The 25,863-nt window shown below is 46.7% G+C and carries 3 protein-coding genes; 1 reads left to right on the top strand and 2 read right to left on the bottom strand.

Annotated elements, in window-relative coordinates:
• A complete protein-coding gene (locus SKC38_RS01375; RefSeq protein ID WP_377974437.1) occupies positions 1-879 on the top strand; it encodes a DMT family transporter in 879 nt (292 codons plus the stop codon).
• A gap of 235 nt (positions 880-1,114) precedes the next feature.
• Here the strand turns inward: SKC38_RS01375 and SKC38_RS01370 are convergent, their stop codons facing one another.
• Together SKC38_RS01370 and SKC38_RS01365 are read right to left on the bottom strand one after the other, a co-directional pair.
• Complete coding sequence (locus tag SKC38_RS01370; RefSeq protein WP_377974435.1) at positions 1,115-2,080, bottom strand: PorP/SprF family type IX secretion system membrane protein; 966 nt, start codon at positions 2,078-2,080, stop codon at positions 1,115-1,117.
• A 7-nt stretch (positions 2,081-2,087) separates the two neighbouring features.
• On the bottom strand, positions 2,088-25,784 hold the full coding sequence (locus SKC38_RS01365; RefSeq protein WP_377974434.1) for a tandem-95 repeat protein: 23,697 nt from the start codon (positions 25,782-25,784) through the stop codon (positions 2,088-2,090).
• Positions 25,785-25,863 lie beyond the last annotated feature (79 nt).

Genomic DNA, 25,863 nt, shown 5'->3' with positions numbered 1-25,863 from the left:
ATGAAGTCGGCCCCACGCTTGCTGGATTATCTGAAAATCCATTTCATCGTAGTGCTTTATGCGTTCACGGCCATTTTGGGCAATGCGACGCAGGCGAATGCGCTGACGATTGTCTTTTTTCGTTGCGTGATTGCGGCGGTGGGATTAGTCGGGATTCTGTATTATTCCAAAAGCACTTTTCGCATTAGCCAAAAAGTCTTGAGCGTCTGGCTCTTGAATGGCGTTTTCATTTCCTTGCACTGGCTATTGTTTTTTGGAGCTGCCAAAGTCTCTACGGTGGCGATGTGTTTGGCGGGATTATCGACGCAAACCTTCTGGACTTCGGTGATGGAACCTATCGCGAAGAAGACGAAGATTTCTTGGGAAGAGGTATTCTTGGGGGTGCTGGTGATTGTGGCATTGGGGATTATTTTTTCGGTCCAACAAGCGCAATGGCTGGGATTGTTGATGGGTATCGGAGCGGGATTTTTTGGCGCGCTGTTTTCGGTAATCAATGGCAATTTTACGCATACACATGATCCGAAATTGATTACCGCGTACGAGATGACCGCCGCGGGTGTTATGACTGGATTGGTTTGGGCTTATGGATTGCTCGAAGGAGGCGTGGGCTATATTCCGCTGGAATGGGACTGGTTGTGGATTGGAATTTTGGCAGTCGTTTGTACCGTATATGCCTATACGGAAACGATACATTTATACAAGGTATTCTCGGTCTTTTCGATCAACTTGGTTATCACGCTGGAACCGGTTTATGGCATACTCTTAGCCGTGTTTATTTTTGGACAAAAAGAGGTGATGTCGGCGGGATTTTACTGGGGTACGGCATTGCTGGTGCTGACGGTGATGGTGCAGCCGTTTTTGCAGAAGCGAAGTCGCTAGTCGTTAGTCACTAGTCATCAGTCCAGAGGGAAATAGTTCGAAGGGGATCTGGGGACTAGACACGACCCAAAAATCACTAGTCTAAAGCTTAGGGTTATAAACTTAACCCCAGGTTTTAACCTGGGGACTGTACACACGACCTCAAAACCCTATATATATATAACCCTAGACTTCAGTCTGGGGGCTATAGACGCGATATCGAAACCCCTAATAAACCTAGGAAGTAGTCACGACACTATCCCTTAGGACTCCGGACTTGGGACTCCGGACTCCTCTCCCTTTGCTCCTTCGTAAAAATAAAGAAGCGCAAACCAAGCTCATGTGTCTGATTACTCACCTTTGAAATCTCCGAAGTAGGCATTTCATAGACGTAGCCAATGTAGGTCTTTTTGCTCGCTTGAACGCCGAGGCGGAGGCCCCAACTATCCTGATGGCGATAGGTTAAACCCACATCTAATTTGTGTTTCACGTTTGCCATCAATTGCGCATCCCAGCTCAATGGAACATCCGTTGCAATGCGCGCCATCGCATTCGGATATAAAGTCAAATCCTCATTGATCTCAATTTTATTCCCGAGCATCACATAAACGTAACTTGCATCTTTGTATCCGCCCGATAAGTTTCCAAAATCATACTTGAGAATCCGTGGCATGGAAACACTGGCAAAAAATCCTTGGTTCTTCCGAGCGATCCTTACCCCCCAACCCATATTAAACATCATACCCGTACTGCGACTACCCGCAAACAAAACATCGTTCGGACTCGTTAATTCCAAATTGGCAAAATCCAAACTGACATTTCCCACACCTAAGCGAATACCGCCGGATAAATCCCAGTTTTCGTTCAACTGTGTATGATAAGCAAAATCACCTGAAACCATCGTTAACTTCACAGGTCCGGCCTGATCAAACATGGCATTTACACCAATTCCCCGCTTCTGTTTCCATTTGAAATTTCCGTTGAAATACATCGTCCGCGGCGCCCCTTCGATGCCCAACCACTGTTGGCGATACATCAAATGCACCTCACTGGTGTCCTTGCTACCCGCTTGTACGGGAGTCAAAACTTGTGGATTCAAGCGGTACAAATTATACATTGTTTCAATCTGCGCTTGGGACTTAAAATTCCCAAAACAAAGCAGGAAAACAAGGGCACAAAAACCCTTGATTCTACTTGATTGACTATAATTCAATTCTCTCATATTCATCCTATTTTTCTAAGCGATTGATGTACACATATTGGCCCACTTCTGGATATTTTCCTTTGAAGTCAATCACATAGTAATACGTTCCATCAGGCAATAAATGATCATCCGCGGTCATAGTAAACGCGCGGTCGGTCTGACCACCCCAATCGTTTTGGTAGTTATCTTTTTGGTAAACAATATTTCCCCAGCGGTTGTAAATTGTTAAGGTATTGTTCCCTTTACCCATAATACCAGGAATGATTAACACATCATTTTGACCATCTCCATTCGGTGAAATACCTTGCGGTGCAAAGGTCTCACATTGATCTGGGTCAATGCGGTTCTCGATGCCGTCGTGGTCACAATCAGGCAAGGCTCCGTAATTCAAATCATCTTCCAATTTGTCAGAAATGCCATCTGCATCCGAATCCAAATCACGGTAATCCGGAATGCCGTCCTTATCCGTATCGACTGGATTTGCTGGATTCGCGCCGGCTTCATGTTTATCTGAATAGCCGTCATTATCGGAATCAACATCCAAATAATCCGGCAAGCCGTCACCATCCGTATCACGTTTTCCTTCCACCGCATCTGGAATACCATCATTATCAGAATCCACATCACGATAATCTGGAATACCATCACCGTCGGAATCCACCGGATGTTTCGGATCTTTTCCTGCTTCTACCGCATCGGGAATGCCGTCATTATCCGAATCCAAATCACGGAAGTCGGCAATTCCATCGCCATCCGTATCACGTATCCCTTCAACTGCATCTGGAATACCGTCATTATCCGAATCTAAATCGCGGTAATCTGGCGTTCCATCGCCATCGGTATCTACCGGATTGATTGGATCTTTGCCAGCTTCAAACGCATCTGGAATACCATCATTGTCGGAATCTAAATCCAAATAATCGGGGATACCATCTTTATCTGTATCCACGGGATGCATAGGATCTTTTCCTGCCTCTACGGCATCTGGAATACCGTCATTATCGGAATCCAAATCGCGGAAATCTGGGATGCCATCTTTGTCTGTATCCACAGGATGTGCAGGATCTTTTCCAGCTTCTATCGCATCTGGAATACCGTCATTGTCGGAATCCAAATCACGGAAATCAGGGACACCATCGCCATCCGTATCAACCGGATGTGCGGGATCTTTCCCAGCCTCCACAGAATCCGGAATTCCATCATTGTCAGAATCCGTATCCAAATAATCCGGCTTCCCATCGCCATCCGTATCGCGAATTCCTTCTACAGCATCCGGAATGCCATCATTGTCAGAATCTACATCTAAGTAATTTGGAATACCATCGCCATCCGTGTCCACCGTCCCTTCAATCGCATCTGGAATACCATCATTGTCTGAATCTAGATCACGGAAGTTTGGTACGCCATCACCATCCGTGTCTACGATTCCTTCCACTGCATCCGGAATACCATCATTGTCGGAATCTAAATCCAAATAATCCGGCAAGCCGTCTTGATCAGTATCAATTGTCCAGCCCAACGAAGAGAACTCATTTCGGTCATCCCAACCATCTTCATTATTATCCACGCGATCAGTACATGTAACGCAAGTGGTAGGACCTTCAATCCGATCCAAGATTCCATCGCCATCACTATCTAAATCCAAGAAGTTTGGAATTCCATCTCCATCTTTGTCAATGGTGGTTTCTACAACGTCCCCCAACTTATCTCCATCTGAATCTAAGTCCCGGTAATTAGGCAAGCCATCGCCATCCGGATCACCTCTTAATTCAATGCTATCTAAAATGCCATCATTGTCGGAATCCAAATCTAGAAAATCAAGTATGCCGTCACCATCGGTATCAGGAACCTCGAAGGAAGCACCTCCCATCGCAGTTTCGACGCAATCCATCAATCCATTTCCATTGGCATCTATTGTGCAATCCACCCGACCGTTGTTATTGTTATCCACTTGGTTACGGAACTTGATCAAGCCTTCAAAGCTATCCAAGATCCCATCGCCATCAGCATCAAAATCCAAATAATTCGGAACACCATCACCGTCCGAATCTCTTGCCGTTTCCCGACTATCTAAAATACCATCATTGTCGGAATCCAAATCCACATAGTCCATCCTGCCATCACCATCAGAATCAATGTATCGCTCCGAATAATCTAGAATTCCGTCCCCATCACTATCGATATCCATGTAGTCAAATGTTCCATCGCCATCCGTATCCTCGCAACGAGTTCCTCCATTGTGACATTCGAGTCCATTCGATATCCCATCCCCATCACAATCCGCATCGCGGAAATATTCATAGGCTGGCGTACCATATACAGGTATTTGACCCGACCCATCCACACAGAAATCCAACGGCGCCGAATCCGTTCCATTCGGATTACCATCGCCATCACAGTCGGCAGCTAACCAACCCGAGCTTGCATTCGCACGCACCTGGCTCGTCAATAATAAACTACATGGATCCGTTGGGTCCGTGCGATCCGTGCGCTCGACGCCATTCGTTACACCGTCGCCATCGCAATCGGCGGCCAACCAAGCGGAACTTGGAATTAAGGTTTGTGAACGGAAATTCAAGCTACATGCATCGTTTGGATTCGTTCCATCGATGGCCTCTTGACCATTCGTCACGCCATCCCCATCACAATCCGCTGCCGGATCATTTGGATTACAGAAACTCAAGGTAATCGTCGCCGTCGCGCAAACCGAATTATTGCATACTTGGTACACAATCGTCTTCGTCCCACTCGTCTCACCCACCGCTGGTGTATACGTCATTTCACCCGTCACATTATTAAAACTAACGGTTCCTTGTGCTGTTCCGCCCGCATTTCCAATCAATCGCGACATGGTCGAGTGGCCCGCCAAGAAATCATCATTTGCCAAAATGTTGAAGGTCTGTGCCCCTGTTCCCGCAATTTGAACTAAATCATTATTGGCAACAGCGGTAGCCACGTGTGGATCCGTACTGTTTGGGTTACCATCGCCATCGCAATCCCCTGCCGACCAAGACGCACTTGGTGTCAGCGTTTGACTGCTACGAAGCAATGAGCATGCGTTTAACGGATCGGTTCCATCAGTCGATTCCTGTCCGTTCGTCACCCCATCGCCATCACAATCCACCGTAGGGTCATTCACATCGCAGAAATTCAAATAGGCCGTCGCCGTTGCACAAACGATGCCTTTACACACTTGATAAACCACCGTTTTCAAGCCGGATATTTCGCCTGGCGCTGGAGTATAGATCAACATGCCCGTGTTCGCATTAAAGCTCACCGTTCCCAATGCCGTTCCACCTGCAGACCCAACCAAACGATTAATCGTAACGCCTCCACCAGCTAAGAAATCATCATTCGCTAAAATGTTAAAGGCTTGTTGGCCCGTACCCGAAATCACGAAATTATCATTCTGTGCCGTTGGCGCATTCATGTGCGGATCCGTACTATTTGGATTGCCGTCGCCGTCGCAATCGCTTGCCGACCAGCCTGGTGCCGACACGGTCTGATGTGCAGGAATTAATGAGCAAGCATTGGTTGGGCTCGTTCCGTCAGCTACTTCGGTGGCATCCAAAACACCATCGCCGTCGGAATCCAAATCTCGGTAATTTGGAATGCCATCCCCATCCGTATCCACATTGCCTTCGGCAGCATCTAAAATTCCATCATTATCGGAATCCAAATCCAAGTAATCCGGAATGCCATCGCCATCCGTATCGCGTGGAATATTTCCGTTGGTTCCTTTTTCAGCTGAGTCTGGAATACCATCGCCATCAGAATCTACATCGTATGGATTCAATCCACCCGTTCCATCGGTGTTTGGCGGCGTTAATCCACCATTCGCCGCGGTAGGAACACCATTCGCATCTACCGGACCATCCACAATGCCGTCCGCATTCACATCTAATCCATTTGCCTCACGAACATCTTTGATGCCATCACCATCCGAATCTAAATCAAAGCGATTCGGAATGCCGTCGCCGTCCGTGTCGCAGTTTAACGAGGCAGGACTACATGCCGCATTTTCAATCGTATCTAAAATGCCATCATTATCATCGTCATAATCTAATGAATCATTGATGCGATCGCCGTCGAAGTCGGTCGGACATCCGTTGTTCGCGACATCCCCTACGTTGACCCGACAAGTATCCGTCGCATCCAATACACCGTCGCCATCGGAATCTAAATCCAAGTAATCCGGCATGCCATCGCCATCCGTGTCCACATTTCCTTCAACAGAATCTGGAACTCCATCGCCGTCTGAATCCGTATCCAAATAATTCGGGATACCATCACCATCCGTATCGACCGTTCCTTCGATCGCATCTGAAATACCATCGCCATCTGAATCCAAATCACGGAAATTCGGGATGCCATCTCCATCCGAATCTACCGTTCCTTCGATCGCATCCGAAATACCGTCGCCATCTGAATCTAAATCCAAATAATCCGGTGTTCCATCGCCATCCGTATCGCGCGCTCCTTCAATCGCGTCGGATATGCCGTCGCCGTCCGAATCCAAATCCTTGTAATTTGGCATACCGTCACCGTCGGTGTCCATCGTACCTTCGATCGCATCGGAAATACCGTCGCCATCTGAATCCAAATCTTTGTAGTTAGGAATGCCGTCGCCATCCGTATCGACTGTTCCTTCCACGGCATCTGGGATACCATCGCCATCGCTATCTAAATCGCGGTAATTCGGGATGCCATCGCCATCCGTGTCGATAGCTCCTTCCGTTGCATCCGGAATACCATCACCATCGGAATCCAAATCTTTGTAATCTGGAATGCCATCACCGTCCGTATCGATCGGACTCAATGGATTTGGTCCTTTTTCAACCGAATCTGGAATGCCGTCGCCATCGCTATCAACGTCCAAGTAATTTGGAATGCCATCGCCATCCGTATCGACCGTTCCTTCGATAGAATCAGGAATACCATCGCCGTCAGAATCCACATCGCGGAAGTTAGGAATGCCATCACCGTCAGTATCTGTCGTTCCTTCCACTGCATCTGTAATCCCATCGCCGTCGGAATCCAAGTCTAAATAATCTGGCGCTCCATCACCATCTGTGTCAGCAATCGCCGTCCCTGTTCCGCGTTCAATCGAATCCGAAATGCCATCGCCATCCGAATCGGTATCCAAATAGTTCGGGATACCATCGCCATCTGAATCCAAAGGCGCATTGCCGTTCGGTCCTTTCTCAATGCTATCTGGAATGCCATCACCATCCGAATCGGTATCGTATGGATTTGAAGCACCCGTTCCATCGGTATTCGGTGGCGTTAAACCGCCCGAAGCTGCTGTAGGCACACCATTCGAATCCACGGCGCCATCTACCACACCATCTCCATTCACATCCGTACCATTTGCTTCACGCACATCCGAGATGCCGTCATTGTCTGAATCTGGGTCCAAATTGTTTGGAATGCCATCGCCATCCGTATCGCACGTAGCTGCCGCGGGTACGCAAGCTGCATTTTCTACCGTATCTAAAATGCCGTCATTGTCATCATCAAAATCCGTTACATCCGGAACTCCGTCGTTATCGCTGTCGAGTGGACATCCGCTCGCCAAGTTTCCAGCAAGAAGCGGACATTGATCCACCGCATCTAAGACACCGTCGCCGTCAGAATCTAAATCTAAATAGTTTGGAGTACCATCGCCATCCGTATCAACCACGCCTTCTTGTTGGTCTGGCTTCCCATCCCCATCCGAATCCAAATCACGGTAATTCGGGATGCCGTCCCCATCCGTATCGGTTGTTCCTTCCTCGGCATCCGATATGCCATCGTTATCCGAATCCAAATCGCGGTAATCTGGAATACCATCACCGTCCGTATCAACAGGGTGTAACGGATCTGGCCCTTTTTCAACTGAATCTGAAATACCATCATTGTCTGAATCTGTGTCCAAATAATCCGGCGTTCCATCGCCATCAGTATCCAAAGGATGCAGAGGATCGATTCCTTTTTCGATCGAATCTGGAATACCATCGCCATCTGAATCTGGATCCATGTAATTAGGTAGACCGTCACCATCGGTGTCGGTCACTCCCTCAATCGAATCAGGGATGCCATCGCCATCCGAGTCCAAATCTTTGTAATCTGGGATGCCATCGCCGTCCGTATCTCGAGGGGACAATGGATTTGCTCCTTTTTCAACGGAATCAGGAATGCCGTCACCATCGGAATCCGTATCCTTGTAATTCGGGATGCCGTCGCCGTCTGTATCGATTGTTCCTTCTACGGAATCTGGAATACCGTCACCATCAGAATCTAAATCCAAGTAATTCGGAACGCCATCGCCATCTGTATCCGTTGCGCCTTCCGTTGCATCCGGAATACCATCGCCATCAGAATCCGTATCCAAGAAATTTGGTCGGCCATCCGTATCGGTATCCACAATACCTTCCGTTGCATCTGGAATACCATCGCCATCAGAATCTAAATCGCGGTAATTCGGGATGCCGTCGCCATCGGCATCGGCGGATCCTTCGATCGCGTCTGAAATGCCGTCCCCGTCTGAATCTAAGTCTTTATAATCGGGTGTTCCATCACCATCCGTGTCGCGCGTTCCTTCGATGGAATCTGGAATTCCGTCGCCATCGGAGTCAACGTCGTAAGGATTCGAAGCACCTGTTCCATCCGTATTCGGAGGCGTTAAACCGCCATTCGCGGCTACGGGAATTCCTTGCGCATCTACCGCACCGTCTACTTTTCCATCTGCATTTCCATCGATTCCGCCCGCCTCAATCACATCGGAAATGCCATCGTTATCGGAATCTAAATCCAAGTAATTTGGAATACCGTCACCGTCAATATCACAAGGCATGACCGCTGGAACGCAAGCGGCATTTTCTACGCTATCTAAAATTCCGTCGTTATCCGAATCCAAATCCTTGTAATCCGGAATGCCATCGCCATCCGTATCCGGCGCGACACCTGGTCCTTTCTCCACCGCATCTGGAATACCGTCACCGTCAGTATCGAAGGTAATCGTTAAAGCCAAAGTTGCCGAGGCTGTACCGCCCGCACCATCCGAGATGTTATAGGTAATCGCCGGTAAGGTGCCCGCATAATTCAAGGCCGGCACAAAGGTATAAGTACCGTCGGCGTTCATCGTCACGGTTCCTACATTTGGAATCGTAGCCGTTTGACCAGCAGGATACGTCGTACCGTTAATGACAAAGTCAACGACCGATAAGGTACCATTTTCTACATCGGTATCATTCGTCAAGACATTACCTGCCACATTCGCATTCACTTCACCCACCTTCGTGTCATTGACCGCGACCGGTGCATCGTTCACGGAAGTAACTGAAATTGTTAAGCTTCCCGTGGTTGTCGCCTGTCCATCTGAAACCGTGTAAATCACTGGAGGAACATTACCAAAATAATTCGCCACTGGGGTAAATACATAAGCACCTGAACTCGAGATTGTCACAGTTCCCACACCTGGAATGGTAGCCGTTTGACCGGCTGTATAGCTTACACCACCTACCAAGAATTGCGTAATGCTCAAGGTAGTTCCTTCCGGATCGGTGTCATTTGTCAAGACGTTTCCTGTTGCTGGGGTATCTTCCGGCGTGATGACCGTTTCAGAAACAACCACCGGCGCATCGTTCACATTTTGAATCGTAACGGTCAAGGTTCCTGTGCTCACTCCACCTGTTCCATCAGTTACCGTGTAGGTAATCACAGGAACGGGACCACTGTAATTTGCTACACCTGTGAATGAATAAGTGCCGTCTTCATTCATGACAAACGTGCCCACGTTAGGAATCGCTACGATCGAACCATGCGTATAAATGACCCCATTAATCGCGAATTGAGTGACCAACAAGGTGCCATTTTCCACATCGGAATCATTCGTCAAAACATTGCCGGTTCCCGTGGTTCCTTCCGGTACCGTAATCACATCATTCACCACGACTGGAGGGTCATTCACCGGAGTTACCGACATGTTCAAGGTGGCATTGGCAGATGCACCTGAACCATCCACGGCTGTGTAGGTAATCGTAGGAACTGGACCAAAATAATTCGCCAAAGGCGTAAAAGTAAAGGTCCCATTCGCATTGATGACCAAGGTACCTTTGCCTGGAATCGTGGCCGTTTGGCCTGCAGTAAAGGTGCCCACCACACCCGCAATCGTAAATTGCGAAACGCTGATAGGAGTACCATCTGGATCCGAGTCATTCGCCAAAACATTGCCGGTAATAGGGGAATCTTCTGGTCCCGAAACGTTGTCGTCATTCACGGCAATTGGAGTATCATTCACCGCAGAAACCGTGATATTCAAAGCGGGCGTTGATATACCACCTAGCCCATCCGTGATGGTGTAATTCACCGCAGGAACCGTGCCATTATAATTCGCAAATGGGGTAAATGTAAAGGCCCCATTCGCAGCAATTGCAATCGTTCCCACGTTTGGAATCGTCGCGGTAGATCCTGCGGGATAGGTCGTTGAGCCAACCACAAAACTGACGACTGAAATCGCATCGCCATTTGGATCGGAATCATTTGTCAATACGTTGCCGGTTCGTGGCGTATCTTCCGTCGCTGCCACAACATCATTCGTAGCCGTTGGCGGCGTGTTTGTATCAATTACGGTAATGTTCAATAAGCCCGTATCCGTGCCACCGTTTCCATCGCTGACGGTATACGTCAAAGCTGGAACCGTTCCTGAATACGTGGCCAATGGCGTAAACACATAGGTTCCATCGGCATTTACCCGCATGGTTCCCACACTCGAAATTGTAATAGTAGACCCTAAGGTAAATGGCCCCGTTACACCGTTGATGCTATACGAAGCAATCGTCAAGGTATTCGATTCTGGGTCCGTATCATTGCTGACCAAATTCCCAGAAACCACCACATTTTTACCTACTGTCGCTGCATCATCCGTGGCGACTGGCGGCTCAGGCACATCAGTTACCGTCAGGATAAAGGTTCCCGTCGCGGTTCCGCCATTGCCATCAGAAATCGTGTACGTGACCGTTGGGACAGTTCCCACATAAGTGGATAAAGGTGTGAAGGTATAGGTTCCATCGGCATTAATGACCAAGGTTCCTACGCCCGGAATATTCGCCGTAGTTCCCGCTGAATAGGTCACTCCGCCGATGCTGAATTGCGTAAGTGTCAAGGTATTTCCGTCCACATCCGTATCTGCCACAGTCAAAATATCACCTGTTTTCACAGAACCTTGCGGCGTTGTTTCTGTGTCATTCGATGCAACAGGCGCGTCATTCACAGCCGTAATATTGATCGCTAAATTCGCCGTAGCCGTTCCGCCATTGCCGTCGGAAATGGTATACGTAACTGCCGAGAAGGCTCCGTTGTAATTCGCCGCCGGGGTGAAAGTAAAGCTTCCATCCGCATTCATTTGCAAGGAACCTACGCCAGAAATATTGGCTGTTTGGCCAGCGGTATAGGTTTGACCTCCCACGGTAAATTGGGTTAAGGTCAAGGTATTTCCATCCACATCGGAATCGTTGGTTTTGACATTACCTGTCAACGCCGTGTCTTCCGGCGTGGTGGCTTGGTCATTAACCGCCACGGGCACATCATTCACCGCAGAAACCGTAATGCTGAGTTGGCCCGTCGCCGTAGCCCCTGCACTATCCGTCACTAAATAGGAAATTGAAGGAACCGTTCCGTTGTAATTTGCTAAAGGCGTAAAGGTGTAAGTACCATCCGCATTCACGACCAACGTACCCACGTTCGGGATGGTTGCGGTCGTTCCAGCAGGATAGGTTTGGCCGCCAACGGTGAATTGGGTAACAGATAAAACATCACCTTCCGCATCGGTGTCGTTACTTAAAACGTTGCCCGTCGCAACACCATCTTCTACAATCGAATTGGCATCTGCCATCGCAACGGGTGCCGTATCGGTCGGTTGCACGTAGACTGTCAAAGTTGACGTTGCAGTAGCCGTTCCGTCACTCACCGTATAGGTCAATGCCGGAGTCGTACCTACATAAGTATTCAGTGGCGTAAAGGTATAATTACCGTTAGCCGAAACAACATAAGTTCCCACACCCGCCAAGGTATAGGTTCCCCCATTTGTTGGATCCACCAGTGTGGTTACGCCATTAACCACAAATTGTATAATGGTTAAAGCATTGTTGTCGGAGTCGGTATCATTGCTCAATAAAGCACCTATCGCTGGAGTATTTTGATTGATCGTTTTCTCGTCGCGGGCTGCCGCAGGAGGATCATTGACATCCGTCACCGTGATGACAAAATTGCCCGTATCCGTTCCACCGTTTCCATCCGAAATGGTATATTCCACGGTAGGAACCGTTCCCACATAAGCCGGAACCGGTGTGAAGGTATAGGTTCCATCCGCATTGATTTGCAAGGTTCCTACGCCTGGTATATTGGCCGTAGAACCTGCCGCATAGGTCAAGCCGTTGATTTTAAACTGGGTTAATGTCAAGGTATTTCCATCAACATCCGTATCTGTTACGGTCACAATATCCCCCGTTTTCACGGTTCCTTGTGGCGTGTTTGCTACATCATCGGACGCAACTGGAGCGTCATTGACCGGTGTAATATTGACGGTCAAATCACCCGTATCCGTTGCTCCATTTCCGTCGCTAAGCGTATAAGTTACCGTAGGAACAGCTCCCGAATAATTTGCATTTGGGGTAAAAGTAAACGTCCCATTGGCGTTCATAACGAATGTCCCTACGCCTACCAAGGTGGCTGTTTGGCCGGCAGTATAGGTCGTTCCGTTAATCACAAATTGCGTGACGCTAAGCGTATTGCCCTCCACATCCGAGTCGTTCGTCAAGACATTTCCAGACACCGGACTGTCTTCCGTCGCCGTCGCCACATCATCTGTTGCAACCGGTGCATCATTCACAGGAGTGATGCTGAGCGTCAAGGTTCCGCTGGCCGTTCCGCCATTTCCATCGCTAATCGCATAGGTAATCACGGGAACGGATCCTGCATAATTCGCCAAAGGCGTGAAGGTATAGGTTCCGTTCGCATTCACAACGATTGTCCCTACGCCAGTAATTGTTTCCATTGTGCCGGCAGGATAGGTCCGACCGTTCATCGTAAACGACGTGACGGTCAAGGTATTTCCTTCGGCGTCGGTATCGTTCGACAAGACATTGCCGGTTGCTGGGGTATCTTCAGTCGTGATTTTCGTATCTGCTACCGCCACTGGGTTCGCATTAACTAAGGCCGTTACAGCAACTTTCAACGCTGCCGTTGAGGTCGTTGTTCCGTCACTCACCGTATAGGTAATGACTGGCGCCGCACCCGTAAAAGTTGAGGTCGGCGTGAAGGTATACGTTCCGTTGGCATTCACCACAACCGTCCCCACATTGGCAATTGTAGCCGTCGTTCCGGCTGGGTAATCCACGCCCGCAATGGTGATTTTGGTGATGCTTAAGGTATTATTTTCCGGGTCTGAATCGTTGGTCAACACGTTGCCTGAAACCGGAGTATTTTGTAAGGTCGTTGTGATGTCATCAGCTGCCAAAGGCGCATCGTTAACGTCCACCACATTGATGGTCAAGGTTCCATTCACCGACGAACCATTGCCGTCGCTGACGGTATATCCGATCACAGGAACCGCACCTGAATAGGTGGCGATTGGGGTGAAGGTGAAGGTTCCATTCGCCGCAACGGTGATTGTTCCTTTGCCAGGAATTGAAACCACATCGCCTACGTTATGTGCCACACCGTTCACGGTGAATTGGGTAATAGTCAAAGTATTTCCATCGGCATCGGTGTCATTGGTCAATACTGAACCCGTTGCTACGGTGCCTTGATTCGTCGATACCGTTTCATTTACCACGACCACCGGATCATTCACCGCGGTAATGGAGATGCTCAAATCTCCCGTGTCCGAACCGCCGTTGGCATCTGTCGCCAAATAAGAAATCACCGGAACCGCGCCATTATAATTGGCCGCCGGGGTAAAAGTATAGGTTCCATTCGCACGAAGAGTAAAGGTTCCTACGTTTGGAATGCTTGCTGTTTGACCGGCCGTATAAGTTGTACCATTAATCGTAAAACTTGTGACCGTAATGGCAGATCCGCCGGAGCCAGTATCGTTTGTCAAGACAGAACCATTCAGCGGTGTATCTTCGATCGCCGTGGCAACATCATCTGTCACGGTAGGCGTATTCGTCATGATCAAACGCGCGGCGGAAGAAGTTAAGTTTCCGCAGATGTAGTCCGACTGTGCGATGTTCAAGCGGTAGCGGTATTCCTTCATCGCAATGGTCGCGGTGCTGATGGTTAAGCTAGCCGTTGTCGCGCCGGAATAGGTTGCGTTGTTTGTGATGTTCGTCCAGGTACCTCCCCCGTTTGTACTGACTTGCCATTGGTAAGTTGTCGTTCCCGAACCTGGGGTTACGGTTGCAGCATAGGTAATGTTGGTGGCATTGGGCAATGTGTTGACATCCACGGGCTGAGCGGTAATAACCGAGGCGCGGCCAACGGTCAGGGTATTCGCGCTCGTCGCGGTATAGCTTGCCGTGGTTACTTTACCGCTTGCGTCTACCGTAGGTGGCGTACCCGTTCCGTAATACGAATTGCCGTCGGTGCCTTGCGCCGTCGCGTTATTGTATGCCTCGTTGGCATCGGAACATCCATCGCCGTCGGAGTCGAGGTCGAGGCTATTAGGGATGCCGTCACCGTCGGTGTCTAATTTCGTATTTAAAGAAGCAGGGGCATTGGTACAAACGAAACCCGATCCTGCTTCAATTACCATTAACGACAAATCCGTGCTAAGACTATTTATATGGGCAATAGCAATCGTATGAGTTGTTGAAGTCGCTACAAAAGACAAATTAACCGTTTGTTGTGTAGCTTGAAGCAGCTGATTGGGAGCTTGCGACACTTGGACTCCATCTTTTAGCAACACAAAACTTGCCGATGTTGGTGTTGTTTCGTAATTGACAGCTGCAACTATTCCTGGACTATGCGTAAATGCCCCTCTAAATGAAATGTGGTATGTTGTTCCTATGGTTAAACAGTTCAATGTTTGTTGAAATGATTCACCAAATGGCGCCCAGCTTCCTAGGGTTCCTCCCCCTCCTTTACTCATTCCATAAATAAAATACGTACTTGCGGTAGAATTAGGAAACAACGTTCTAGATGGTGTTGCTTGACCATAACTAATTTGCCAATTACCTTGATTTATATCTACAGATCCACCATTTGGAAAATTTGACCAACCAGATGGTGGTACTCCAATGCCTGAGACAGTCGAACTCAAAGAAGGATTTTGAATACAAGAAGGAGACAACATACAAGCCACAGGTCCATATTCAGCTGTATCTAAAAGCCCATCATTATCGTCATCCAAATCATCAATATCAGGCACACCGTCAAAGTCGGTATCTGTACATGCTTTGATACTCGCATCAGTTGCACGGGAATACAAGTAGGTTCCTGTATATACACCGCTTTCGGCGGCGGTTTCGATGGAATTGGCGAAACCGTTTGCGCCATAAGGAGATGCGACGGTCGACTGTGTTAATGCTGTAACAGTTTTGGCTTCGACGGCATCGAAGCAACCATCGCCATCGGAGTCAAGGTCAAGGCGATTGACTACGCCATCGCCATCTGAATCTTGGTCAACACATTTGGCAACAACGGAAATTTCATCTAAGTAAAAGTCGTTTCCTGAACCAGTGAATGTTAAATTGGCAATCGCCAAATCCAAACTCGTACTTCCTCCACTATTCCATAAATAGGTATACTTAACCCATGAAGTTGTAATTGTTACAGCATTATGTAGCTTGACTCCGTTAATCCATGTTTCTACTCGAGGAAACGATACACCATTCTGATCTTTCATGTAGTAACTCACTTCGTAAGTACTATATGGTTTTACAGTAATTGGTGTTTTGGTACCCCAAATAATATCGCCGGCAGCATAAGTACCAGCACCTGTATTGTCAAATAATGCTTTGTTTGTTCCATTGGCTCCTGGTGTCACTAATTGACCATTCATTGAAACCCCTGGCTGATAAAGTGGAGAAGAATCATAAGGATTGACAACTGAAGTTTCAAAATTCTCTAAAAACATTTGAGCAGCAGATGTATTACATTCATTTGTATCTAAGACACCATCATTATCATCATCTATATCATCCACATCTCGAACTCCATCATTATCTGTATCGGTACAGGCATTTACAGATGTGGTTACTGCATAGTTTGCATACGTTGAAACATAATTAATTTCACCTGCTGTCGAACTTTCATAAGCGTCTAATAGACCATTCCCGTTCGTGTCAGTCCCTGTTGGGAAAACAGATGTACTCGTGGCTGTATTAGAACTCGAGGCTTCAATCGCATCTGAACATCCATCGCCATCGGAGTCTAAATCCAAATGATTGGGGATATTATCTGCATCATTTGAAACGGTACACGCACTTGCTTTTGGATAGGCACTGGAAATGGATGAAGTATTCAGCATGATATTGCTTACGCCGCCATAACCAGAGGTACCCGCCACGCCAACTAATCGGAAATATTTGAATCGGGTAGACGGCGCAAGGCTATTCGTGATCGTAAAACTACCCGTTGTCGCCGTCGAATAGGTGGCTGCAGATAGGTCGGTCCAATTGGTATTGTCTCCAGAACCTTGTAGTTTGAATGTACTTGTAGTGGCGGAGGAAAGTGGCCAACTAGCCAAATCGAAAGTGATGCCAGAAATGCTTTCAAAAGTTGGCGCCGTCATGCGGAAAATCTCTTTACCTACCCAGTTTTGGCCAGTCGCAAAACCGGAAGTTGTCACAGTTCCAGTAGGCGTATCAATCGCATTTGCAAGTGCATAAGTCGAATAAGGGAGCAATTCAGAGCTAATGGCAGATACGACTTTAAGTTCATTCAAGCTGAAGAAACATGAAAATGATTCAATCGCATCTAAGACACCATCATTATCATCATCTATATCTGTTACATCTAAGACACCATCGCCATCGGTATCACGGCAGCTTTTGATCGCATTCGAAATCGCATAATCATAGGTATACAATCCGTTGAAAATTCCGCTTTCTGCGCTTGTTTTTTCCACAGCATTGTAGAAACCATTTGTACCAAAATCGGCATTCGCTCCGGTGAATTGAAAGTTCGACGATGTGTTTGTCGAAGACCCCGACTCAAAAGCATCACTACAGCCATCGCCGTCGGAATCCAGATCCAAGCGATTCACTATGCCATCACCATCGGTATCAAAATCTTGACAGGTAATTAAAGCTGGATTTGTAGCATCGGAAATAGAGACATTTGTAAATGTAGCTGGAGTACTCAAGGCTGATAATACCAAGCGATAGGCTGCATTTGTCCCTTGAAATCCTGCTTGTTGAACACCATTAATTTTAACCGTGACATAGCCCGTCGAGGAAATATCAAGGCGGTACTCATCATTTGCCGCCGCTGTATTTGTATAGGTCCATGCATTGGGAAATAATCCATAATCGGTCGCTTGATTCGGATAAAATTTATACCCCCCATCACTCCAGTTGGCCGGTGTTTGTGTTTCATTCACAGAAATCAAACCAAACATGGCAACACCGCTAGTCGGGCTTTGCCGTTTAAACACAAGTGAAATAGGCAAAGTAAGCGTTTCATTCGAATAAGAAGATATCCATGTTCCGGAGGTAGCTGATGAGATACTATTACTCGTCTTGGCAGAAACCGCTGTTCCATTAAAGGTGAATTTTGTCAGATCAATTCCTGTGGAAGTACATGTACCTTGTTCAATCAAATCCAATATTCCGTCATTATCATCATCTAAATCAAATACATCACGGGCACCATCGGAATCGAAATCAGAGCACGCATTGATCGAATTTCTTACTGCGTAGTTTGAATAATAATTGCGGTAATTCACGACTCCAGGAGTCGCGCTTTCATACACATCCAATAACCCATTTACCACGGTATCTGAACCCGTTGGATATGTGGACGTACTTGTTGCAGTAGTCGAACTACCCGATTCAATCGCATCGGAACAACCATCTCCGTCCGAGTCTAAATCGAATTGATTTAAAATACCATCGTTATCGGTGTCGGTCGTACACGTGGGTTTTGGATTCGCACTTGGTGAGACCGATGTTGCCAGATTGAAACGAGCTTCTTTTACCCCGCCATAATTTGATGTCCCCGCAACACCAAGGATTCGGAAGTATTTAAACTTGGTATTAGTGGCTAATGTATTGGAAATGGTAAATGTACCGGTCGTACCCGTTGAATAGGTCGGTGTAGATAAATCGGTCCAGTTAACATTATCGCCTGAACCTTGTAACTTGAATGTATTCCCTACAACACTAGATAATGCCCAATTGACCAAATCAAAATTCATGCCTGAAATAGCGATGTAATTATTCGCCGTGAACTTGAAAATTTCTTTATTAACCCAGTTTTGAGATACATCAAAAGCAGATTGCGTCGTACTTACATTATCGATTGAACTGGTAATTAAGTTGGTCGAATAAAGTACTAATTCTGTGCTCACTGCGGTAGGAATGCTCATCTCCTCCGAAGAATAAAAACAGCTAGGCGCTTCGATCGCATCTAACACACCATCATTATCATTATCCAAATCATTCCAATCCGGCGTGCCATCTCCATCCGCATCTGTACAAAAATTAATGGCATTATTTGTCGCAAAGAAATAGGTATACACACCATTATAATAGCCACTTTCTGCATTCATTTTTTCCAGGCCATCCTTGAATCCGTTTGCCCCAAAATCTGTTCCTGTAAAACTAAAATTGGTCGTTCGGTCTGTTGTCGTACTGGCTTCCAAAGCATCCGAACATCCATCTCCATCTGAGTCTAAGTCGAGGTGATTCGGCAATGCGTCACCATCTGCTGTTCCCGTTGTACAGGTAGGTTTGGTATATAGACTACTGATAACGCTGGTGGATAATACAAACTTAATATCGGACACACCGCCATAATATGTTGTTCCAGCCACCCCGATGACGCGGAAATAATTGTATTTCGTCGCTGTTGATAAGGTATTGTTTATAACGAAACTTCCGGTCGTACCGGTAGAAGCAACTGCAGTGGATAAATCAGTCCATGTTGCATTGTCGTTCGAGGCTTGTAGTTTAAATGTATTTCCAGCCGCACTAGAAAGGGCCCAAGTAGACAAATCCAAGTTTAAGCCCGAAATCAAAATCGGTTTCAATGCCGTTAGCTTAAAAATTTCTTTGTTGACCCACGAGACAGATGGTGCAAAAGCTGAAAGCGTAGATGAACTTCCGTCAGTCGAATTTCCAATCACATAAGATGAATATTGCGCCAATTCGGTACTAACTGCCATCGGTTGGGCTAATTCTGCTAGTGAGAAGAAACATGCGGGCGATTCGACGGCATCTAGAATTCCATCATTATCATCGTCGATATCCACTAAGTCTCCAATGCCATCAGCATCAGTATCTGCACAGGCATTTAGGCCTTTGTAAAAGGCATTGTCATAATTATACGTTCCTGTATAAATCCCAGATTCCGTTGCTGTCTCTAAGGCATCAGCAAATCCATTATCGCCATAAGTGCCATTCGCTATGGCGTTACTTACCCCTGATGTGGAAACAACAGTAGTTGTCGAACCGGAAGCCAAGTTTTGAATGGTGCCGGCCAACAAAGTTCCGGGAATGGATGTTTCTTTCGCATCCGGACATCCGTCGCCATCAGCGTCGAGGTCTAAATGATTTGCAATATTGTCACCATCTACATCACTGACGCAAGCAGATTTCGGATTTTGACTTGCTAACGTAGCTGCCGTCAAATTGAACGTCGCATTCGCTACTCCCCCATAGTTACTTGTTCCCGCAACTCCATACAGTCGGTAATATTTATATTTCTTGCCCGGCTGTAAATCGTTATTCAGCACGAGTGTCGCTGGAGGCGTGTAGGTCAAAGAAGAAACTGGAGCCGAATTTAAATTGTCCCAAATCACATTATCGGACGATCCCTGGAAGCGGAAAGTTGAGGATGCATCCGTAGAAATGGCCCTAAAGTCTAAATCTAGTTTAAGACTTGTAATCGCGATTTGACCATTAGCCGTGTATTTTAAAATCTCTTTATCAGCCAGATACTGTCCCGACGTAAATGCCGAATACGTCGTGCTTGACGCATCGATGCTATTTGATAAGGCATAGGTGGCTGTTGCGTTGTACAAAGTTAATTCCGAACTAACCGCGGTTGGCTTGGCTAATTCCAACAAGGTATAAAAGCAAGATGGCGATTCGATATCATCTAGAATACCATCATTATCATCGTCGATATCAGTTACATCTGGAATACCATCGGTGTCCGTATCCAAACAAGCTTTTACGCTTGCTGTGATGGCAAAATCGTAGGGATAATAGCCGTTGTAGATGCCATTGTCCGCTGTCGTTTCTTTGGAATCTACAAAGCCATTCGTACCAAAACCTGATGTAAATTTATAATTAACGCCTGTGTTCGTGGTCGTTTTAGCCTCATAGGCATCACTACAGCCATCATTATCTGAGTCTAAATCTAATCTGTTTTCAACGCCATCCCCATCCGTATCGCAGAATCCTGTGCCGTTAAAGGTGTTAAATTCGGCATTTAAATATGTGGGGTTAAAGCTTGGATTTTGGCCAAATACTACTGTATTGCTCCCGTTTAGGTTGATCGGAACTTGTTGATATTCAGCACTCACGAGCACCATTTCTTGGTAATTTCCGGTACCGTTAACCCCGTCCAAACCGAAAATTTTCACCTGGCCATTTTTGGAAATGCGCACACGCATCAAAGGTCTTTGTGCCCCAGCTGGATATGTCCAGACAGAACCTGTTGGCTGTTGTAGCGCGCGTCCACTTGGCAAAACGACATCCGTAAAATTCGGATAAACGGTTGTTGAACCCATAGGTGCAAAGTTCAATTCCGTTACCGTTGTGATATTGGTATTATTAACTTTTAAATTAAAATTATTGTCGAGCGTCCAAATATCTACATACAATTCTTCAGGCCAGTTACTTATGGTTTGGGTAAGTGTGGCTGTACCTCCTGAATTTAAATCAAAACGGGAAAGTAAAGGTTTAGCACCGGGCGCTGGGCATTCCACGCTGTCAAGAATTCCGTCGTTATCATCATCCAAATCCAAAAGATCAGGAACTGAATCGCCATCCGAATCTGTACAAGCATTGATGCTACTATCGATCGCATTGCCGTAGACATAGGTTCCGGTGTATGTCCCATTGTCGGCCGAAGTTTCTAATGCGTCTGCAAATCCATTCGTACCATAAGGTCCATTCGCTAAGGCATTGCTTAAACTTCCTGAAGTATTCAGCGTTCCGGAGACACGGGTTTCCTTCGCATCCGAACAGCCATCGCCATCGGAATCAAGGTCAACATGATTCAGTTTTCCATCGCCATCGGTGTCATTGCTACAATCTACTTTAGGGTGCTCGCCGGGTTGGTATCCACTGGCCACATCGAAATAAACTTCGTTGGCATATCCATTCGCGTTCACGCCGCCGCCACTCGACCAGAAAATATCGTAGTATAAATACTTGTTGGCATTCTGCGAAACCGTAAAAATATTTCCGCTCGTCGCGTATTGCGTCGTGGCTGGATATGGGAAAATGGTCGAAGTTTCTGTGGCATTATTGGCATCGACGGTCGCGTCATAGGTCACTTCAGGACTTAAATTCGTCCATGTCGTCCCATCATTAGAACCCCGAATGATAAGTTTAGTTCCGGCGTTAAATTGCGAAGCGGTTCCCGTATAACTCAAGGTTACTTTGGCTAATTTAACAGGTACTCCCATTGCAAATTTGTAGACTTGTTGGCCCGTCCCCACTGCCGTCGTTGCCACAAAGCGGACGTCATAACTCACTCCGGAATTCTTTCCATCTACCAATTTTGGGGTTTGATTTTGTGGGCTCGTCATGGCTAAACCCGAGGTCACCGTAATTTCCGGTCTATTGCCAAAGTGCCAATCGTTTTCTGTGTAGAAACAATCCGGAGATTCCACGTTGTCTAAGATTCCATCGTTGTCGTCATCGATATCGACGTTGTTCGGAATCGTATCGCCATCCGTATCTGCACAAGCGGCTAGATTGGAACTTAGGGCATAGGGTGTATAAATCGAAGTATAATTAATCGTTCCAGCTGTGCCACCTTCATAGACGTTTAATAAACCATTCGAATTCGTGTCAGATCCCGTTGGAAAAACACTTGTACTTGTGGCCGATACAGAACTTTTGGACTCGATGGCATCGCTACAACCGTCTCCGTCTGAGTCTAGGTCTAGTCGATTTAATTTCCCATCATTGTCTGTATCTTGGTCGTTGCAGCCGGCAAAAAGTCCGACCCAAGAATTATTCGCTCCTGCGGTTTTATAAACTTCGATTCGCTTGGCAACTTGGGGAATTCCCAGGAGCGCATTGGAAAGTGTGGACGTAGATCCATCATATGCGGTAGACCCCGCTGCGGTCAACATCATCGATGCACCAGCTGGATAAGTAACATTCACATAAGAGCCTTTTTCAATGAGGTTATTAGCATTTAACTGAATCAGGTTATTTTGATAATCATAAACCTTTAAAGTCACGGATTCTGATTGGTCTAGATCTGCTACCAAAAACTTCAATAACATGTATGAATTGTCTAAGGTAATTGACGTTGAACTTGTAGCAGCGAGTTGGACTACATCAATACTCGTATCGTACACGCGTGTGGAAACTTTGGATAAAGTTCCAGCGAGAGTTTTAAAAGTTGCTTGGTTGTTTTCATAGGTTGCCACAGCACCTGCAGCTGTAGGTGCAACTGCATTTAATGGGGAAACGCAGCTTAATTCAGCATCGTCCAAAACCCCATCATTGTCATCGTCTAGGTCGAGGTTATCTGCAATTCCATCCGAATCAGTATCGGCACAAACAGCTAAACTTTGGTTTACAGCAAAGGGCAAATACGTTGCATTGTAAGCAAGCACACCACTTTCTGGGGTTGTTTCAACGCCATCTGCCAAACCGTTTGCACCATAGCCGCCAGCAGCTATCGCGTTTGCGACTGAAGCCGTTGAGGTAACTGCACCATTAGTGCCATTACGGACATTCCCTGAGTTTAGGGTTCCAGTCACCCCGGCTTCTTTGGCATCGGGGCAATTATCGCCATCGGAATCTAAATCGAGCAGATTGGGAATACCATCATTATCTGTGTCTTGGTAACTTAGGCAAGAGCCGTAAATAGCTAAACCTCCTGTACCAGACGTCGCAGATCCGCCAATAATTTTAAAGCTAACCTCTGAAATTCCTATGGTTTCAACTCCAGGAATATTAAGTAAATGAACAATTCCCCAGGATTGTGCCGTTTGTCCACCTTGGGCTGTTGGTTTAAAATAAGGAACGCCAGGATTGAAAGGAGAACCGGTGAATTTTGAAAAATTTCCGGTAAAGTTACTTCCCGAATTTGGCTGAGGCGTCCAAATTGAATTGGTTGGGGCATAGCTAGTTAATAATTCAAAGTCTAGGTTATTAAAAATGGTGCCGTTGCTAAGTTTAACGGAAAAATCCCCAACTCGATCATCTTGATAAATAGACGCAAATTCAAAAGCTAGGTCGCTCACAGGTTGGTCAAATATCACTTTGAACCCCGCTTCCGCCTCCGTATATGAATTTTTCATCCAAGCAGGAAATGCAGCATTATAGCCGGCTGCGCCAGTCGTAGTTCCATCAATATTTTTGAACGTGTAGGTAGGCATGGCCGCACAAGTCGCTCCTTCCGTTAGGTCGAGAACACCGTCATTATCATCATCTAAATCAATTACGTCCACCACCGTATCACCATCAGAATCAAGGCAACGCGACGTTTGAGCATATACAGCGTAGGCATAATTGTAAATAGATGCATAGGTCCCACTTCCCGCACTTGTTTCAAGTCCGTCTGCAAAACCATTGGATCCATAAGGTGCAGGAATGGTCGTGGCTGTATATTTGGCTCCATTGCTAACGCCTGAAGTTGCAAGCATCGTAGTCCCCGCCTCCACAGCATCTGGACAGCCATCGCCATCGGAGTCAGTATCTAGTCGGTTGGGTATTCCGTCCGAATCTGTATCAATGTCCGCATTCCCACAAATAGCCCGGAATTCACCTAAGAACATGTTGTAAGCAATGTGGACGGTAATGCCTTCGGTTGATACTTGTCCAACACTATTGCCATTAATGTCATACCAGCCGCTTAATATATTCAAGCGGATTTTAGTCACATTAAAGAGTGCCTTTGGAAAATAGAATGTTTGCGCACCAGGCAATGCTCCGCTACTATTGGGCTGAGCAGTCGTGAATACCTGAGAAGTAAATGTACGCCCTCCGTCATAGGTCACTTCGACAGTAAAGTCTTTCGGTGGACCGTCGCCGCCGCCGTAGTTATAGGCATCCGGAGCCCAAAGTGCAACTCCACCCACATTTGATCCGGCAGGCATCACATATTCGATGAAACCGGAAGTTTCCGGATCTTTCAAAAGCCAGGCATCACTCAAGGTTGCGGGGGCAGTTGCTAATGCCGAAAGGCCAGATCCTGTGAATCCCGAACTATTAATTGTCATAACAGCCGTATTTCCACCATAGACTGGACTCGAAGTAGCAGAAGTAGGCGTTAGCGTAATGGGCGTATTACAAGACGTTTGCTCGATTGTATCCAAGACACCATCATTATCGTCATCCAAATCCACAGCATCCGCAATGGAATCGCCATCGGAATCCAATCCTGTGCAAATATTGATTCCACTCACCAATGCATAGGAACGATAGGTAGAGGTATAGCTCAAAACTCCACTCTCCGTAGTCGTTTCGACGGCATCATTCAGTCCATTGGCACCATAACTTCCTGTTGTTCCAGCGATCGCATTCGCGATAGTTGTTGTAGAGGTAACCGCTCCGCCTGATCCGTTTTTAACGGAACCCGACGACAGATTTCCGGTGACGCCCGACTCTTTGGCATCTGGACAACCGTCGCCATCCGAATCTAAATCGAATTGATTGATGATTCCGTCATTATCTGTATCACATACTTCGTAAAGCGCATCGGCCGAAACCGACACACTCGCATTTTGCATAGGAGATGGCGCTCCAGTATTTTGGAACTGCAAATCTTGACTCGTGGCTCCAGCTGTAAAGGTTACATAGCGAGTATCCCAACCGCAACCTGTGACAGGGGTGTATTGGTCAACAACCGTTCCTCCTACCTTTACAGTCACTTGACCTAAAGTCGTTGAACCAAAACGGGCATAATACACTTTTAAAATGTAGGTTCTACCTACAACAAGATTGGATAGATTCGTTTTAAATGCTTCTTGTGTATTGGAGTAAAAGTTCACCCAGGACTGATGGCCATTGGGAGGCGTGGGGACAGTTCCGGTACAGCTACCTACGACCCATCCGCCATAAATGGAATATGCAGTCGTCGCGATATCAGGAGAAGATTGAGCAATGGTCCAGCCAGTAGGTACTGTTTGTTCAGTTACTGCCGCAATGCTATTGGTAGCTGGTAATATAATCGAAGATTGACAATATTCATCCGAATCCGGTATTCCATCATTATCATCATCTAAATCGACAGAATTTATAATCCCGTCGCCATCAAAATCGGCGGTTGGCGCGGTATTCTGACCGTAGGCAGATGGACTAATATTAAAAATTAGAACAAGGAAAAACACAACTTGCGCAAGCGCAAATCGAAACGTTTTAGGGTGAACGTTAAGCATACTTTAAGGTATCAAAGAGTAAGTCTTTAGGGTGCCCCAGCTTCTGCAAATAGAAACTAAGGCAAACAAAGAAATAAAA

Source organism: Aquirufa echingensis (genome assembly GCF_042714525.1).
In the GTDB taxonomy this organism is placed as follows: domain Bacteria; phylum Bacteroidota; class Bacteroidia; order Cytophagales; family Spirosomataceae; genus Aquirufa; species Aquirufa echingensis.
This window is presented reverse-complemented; position numbering and strand designations above follow the sequence as displayed.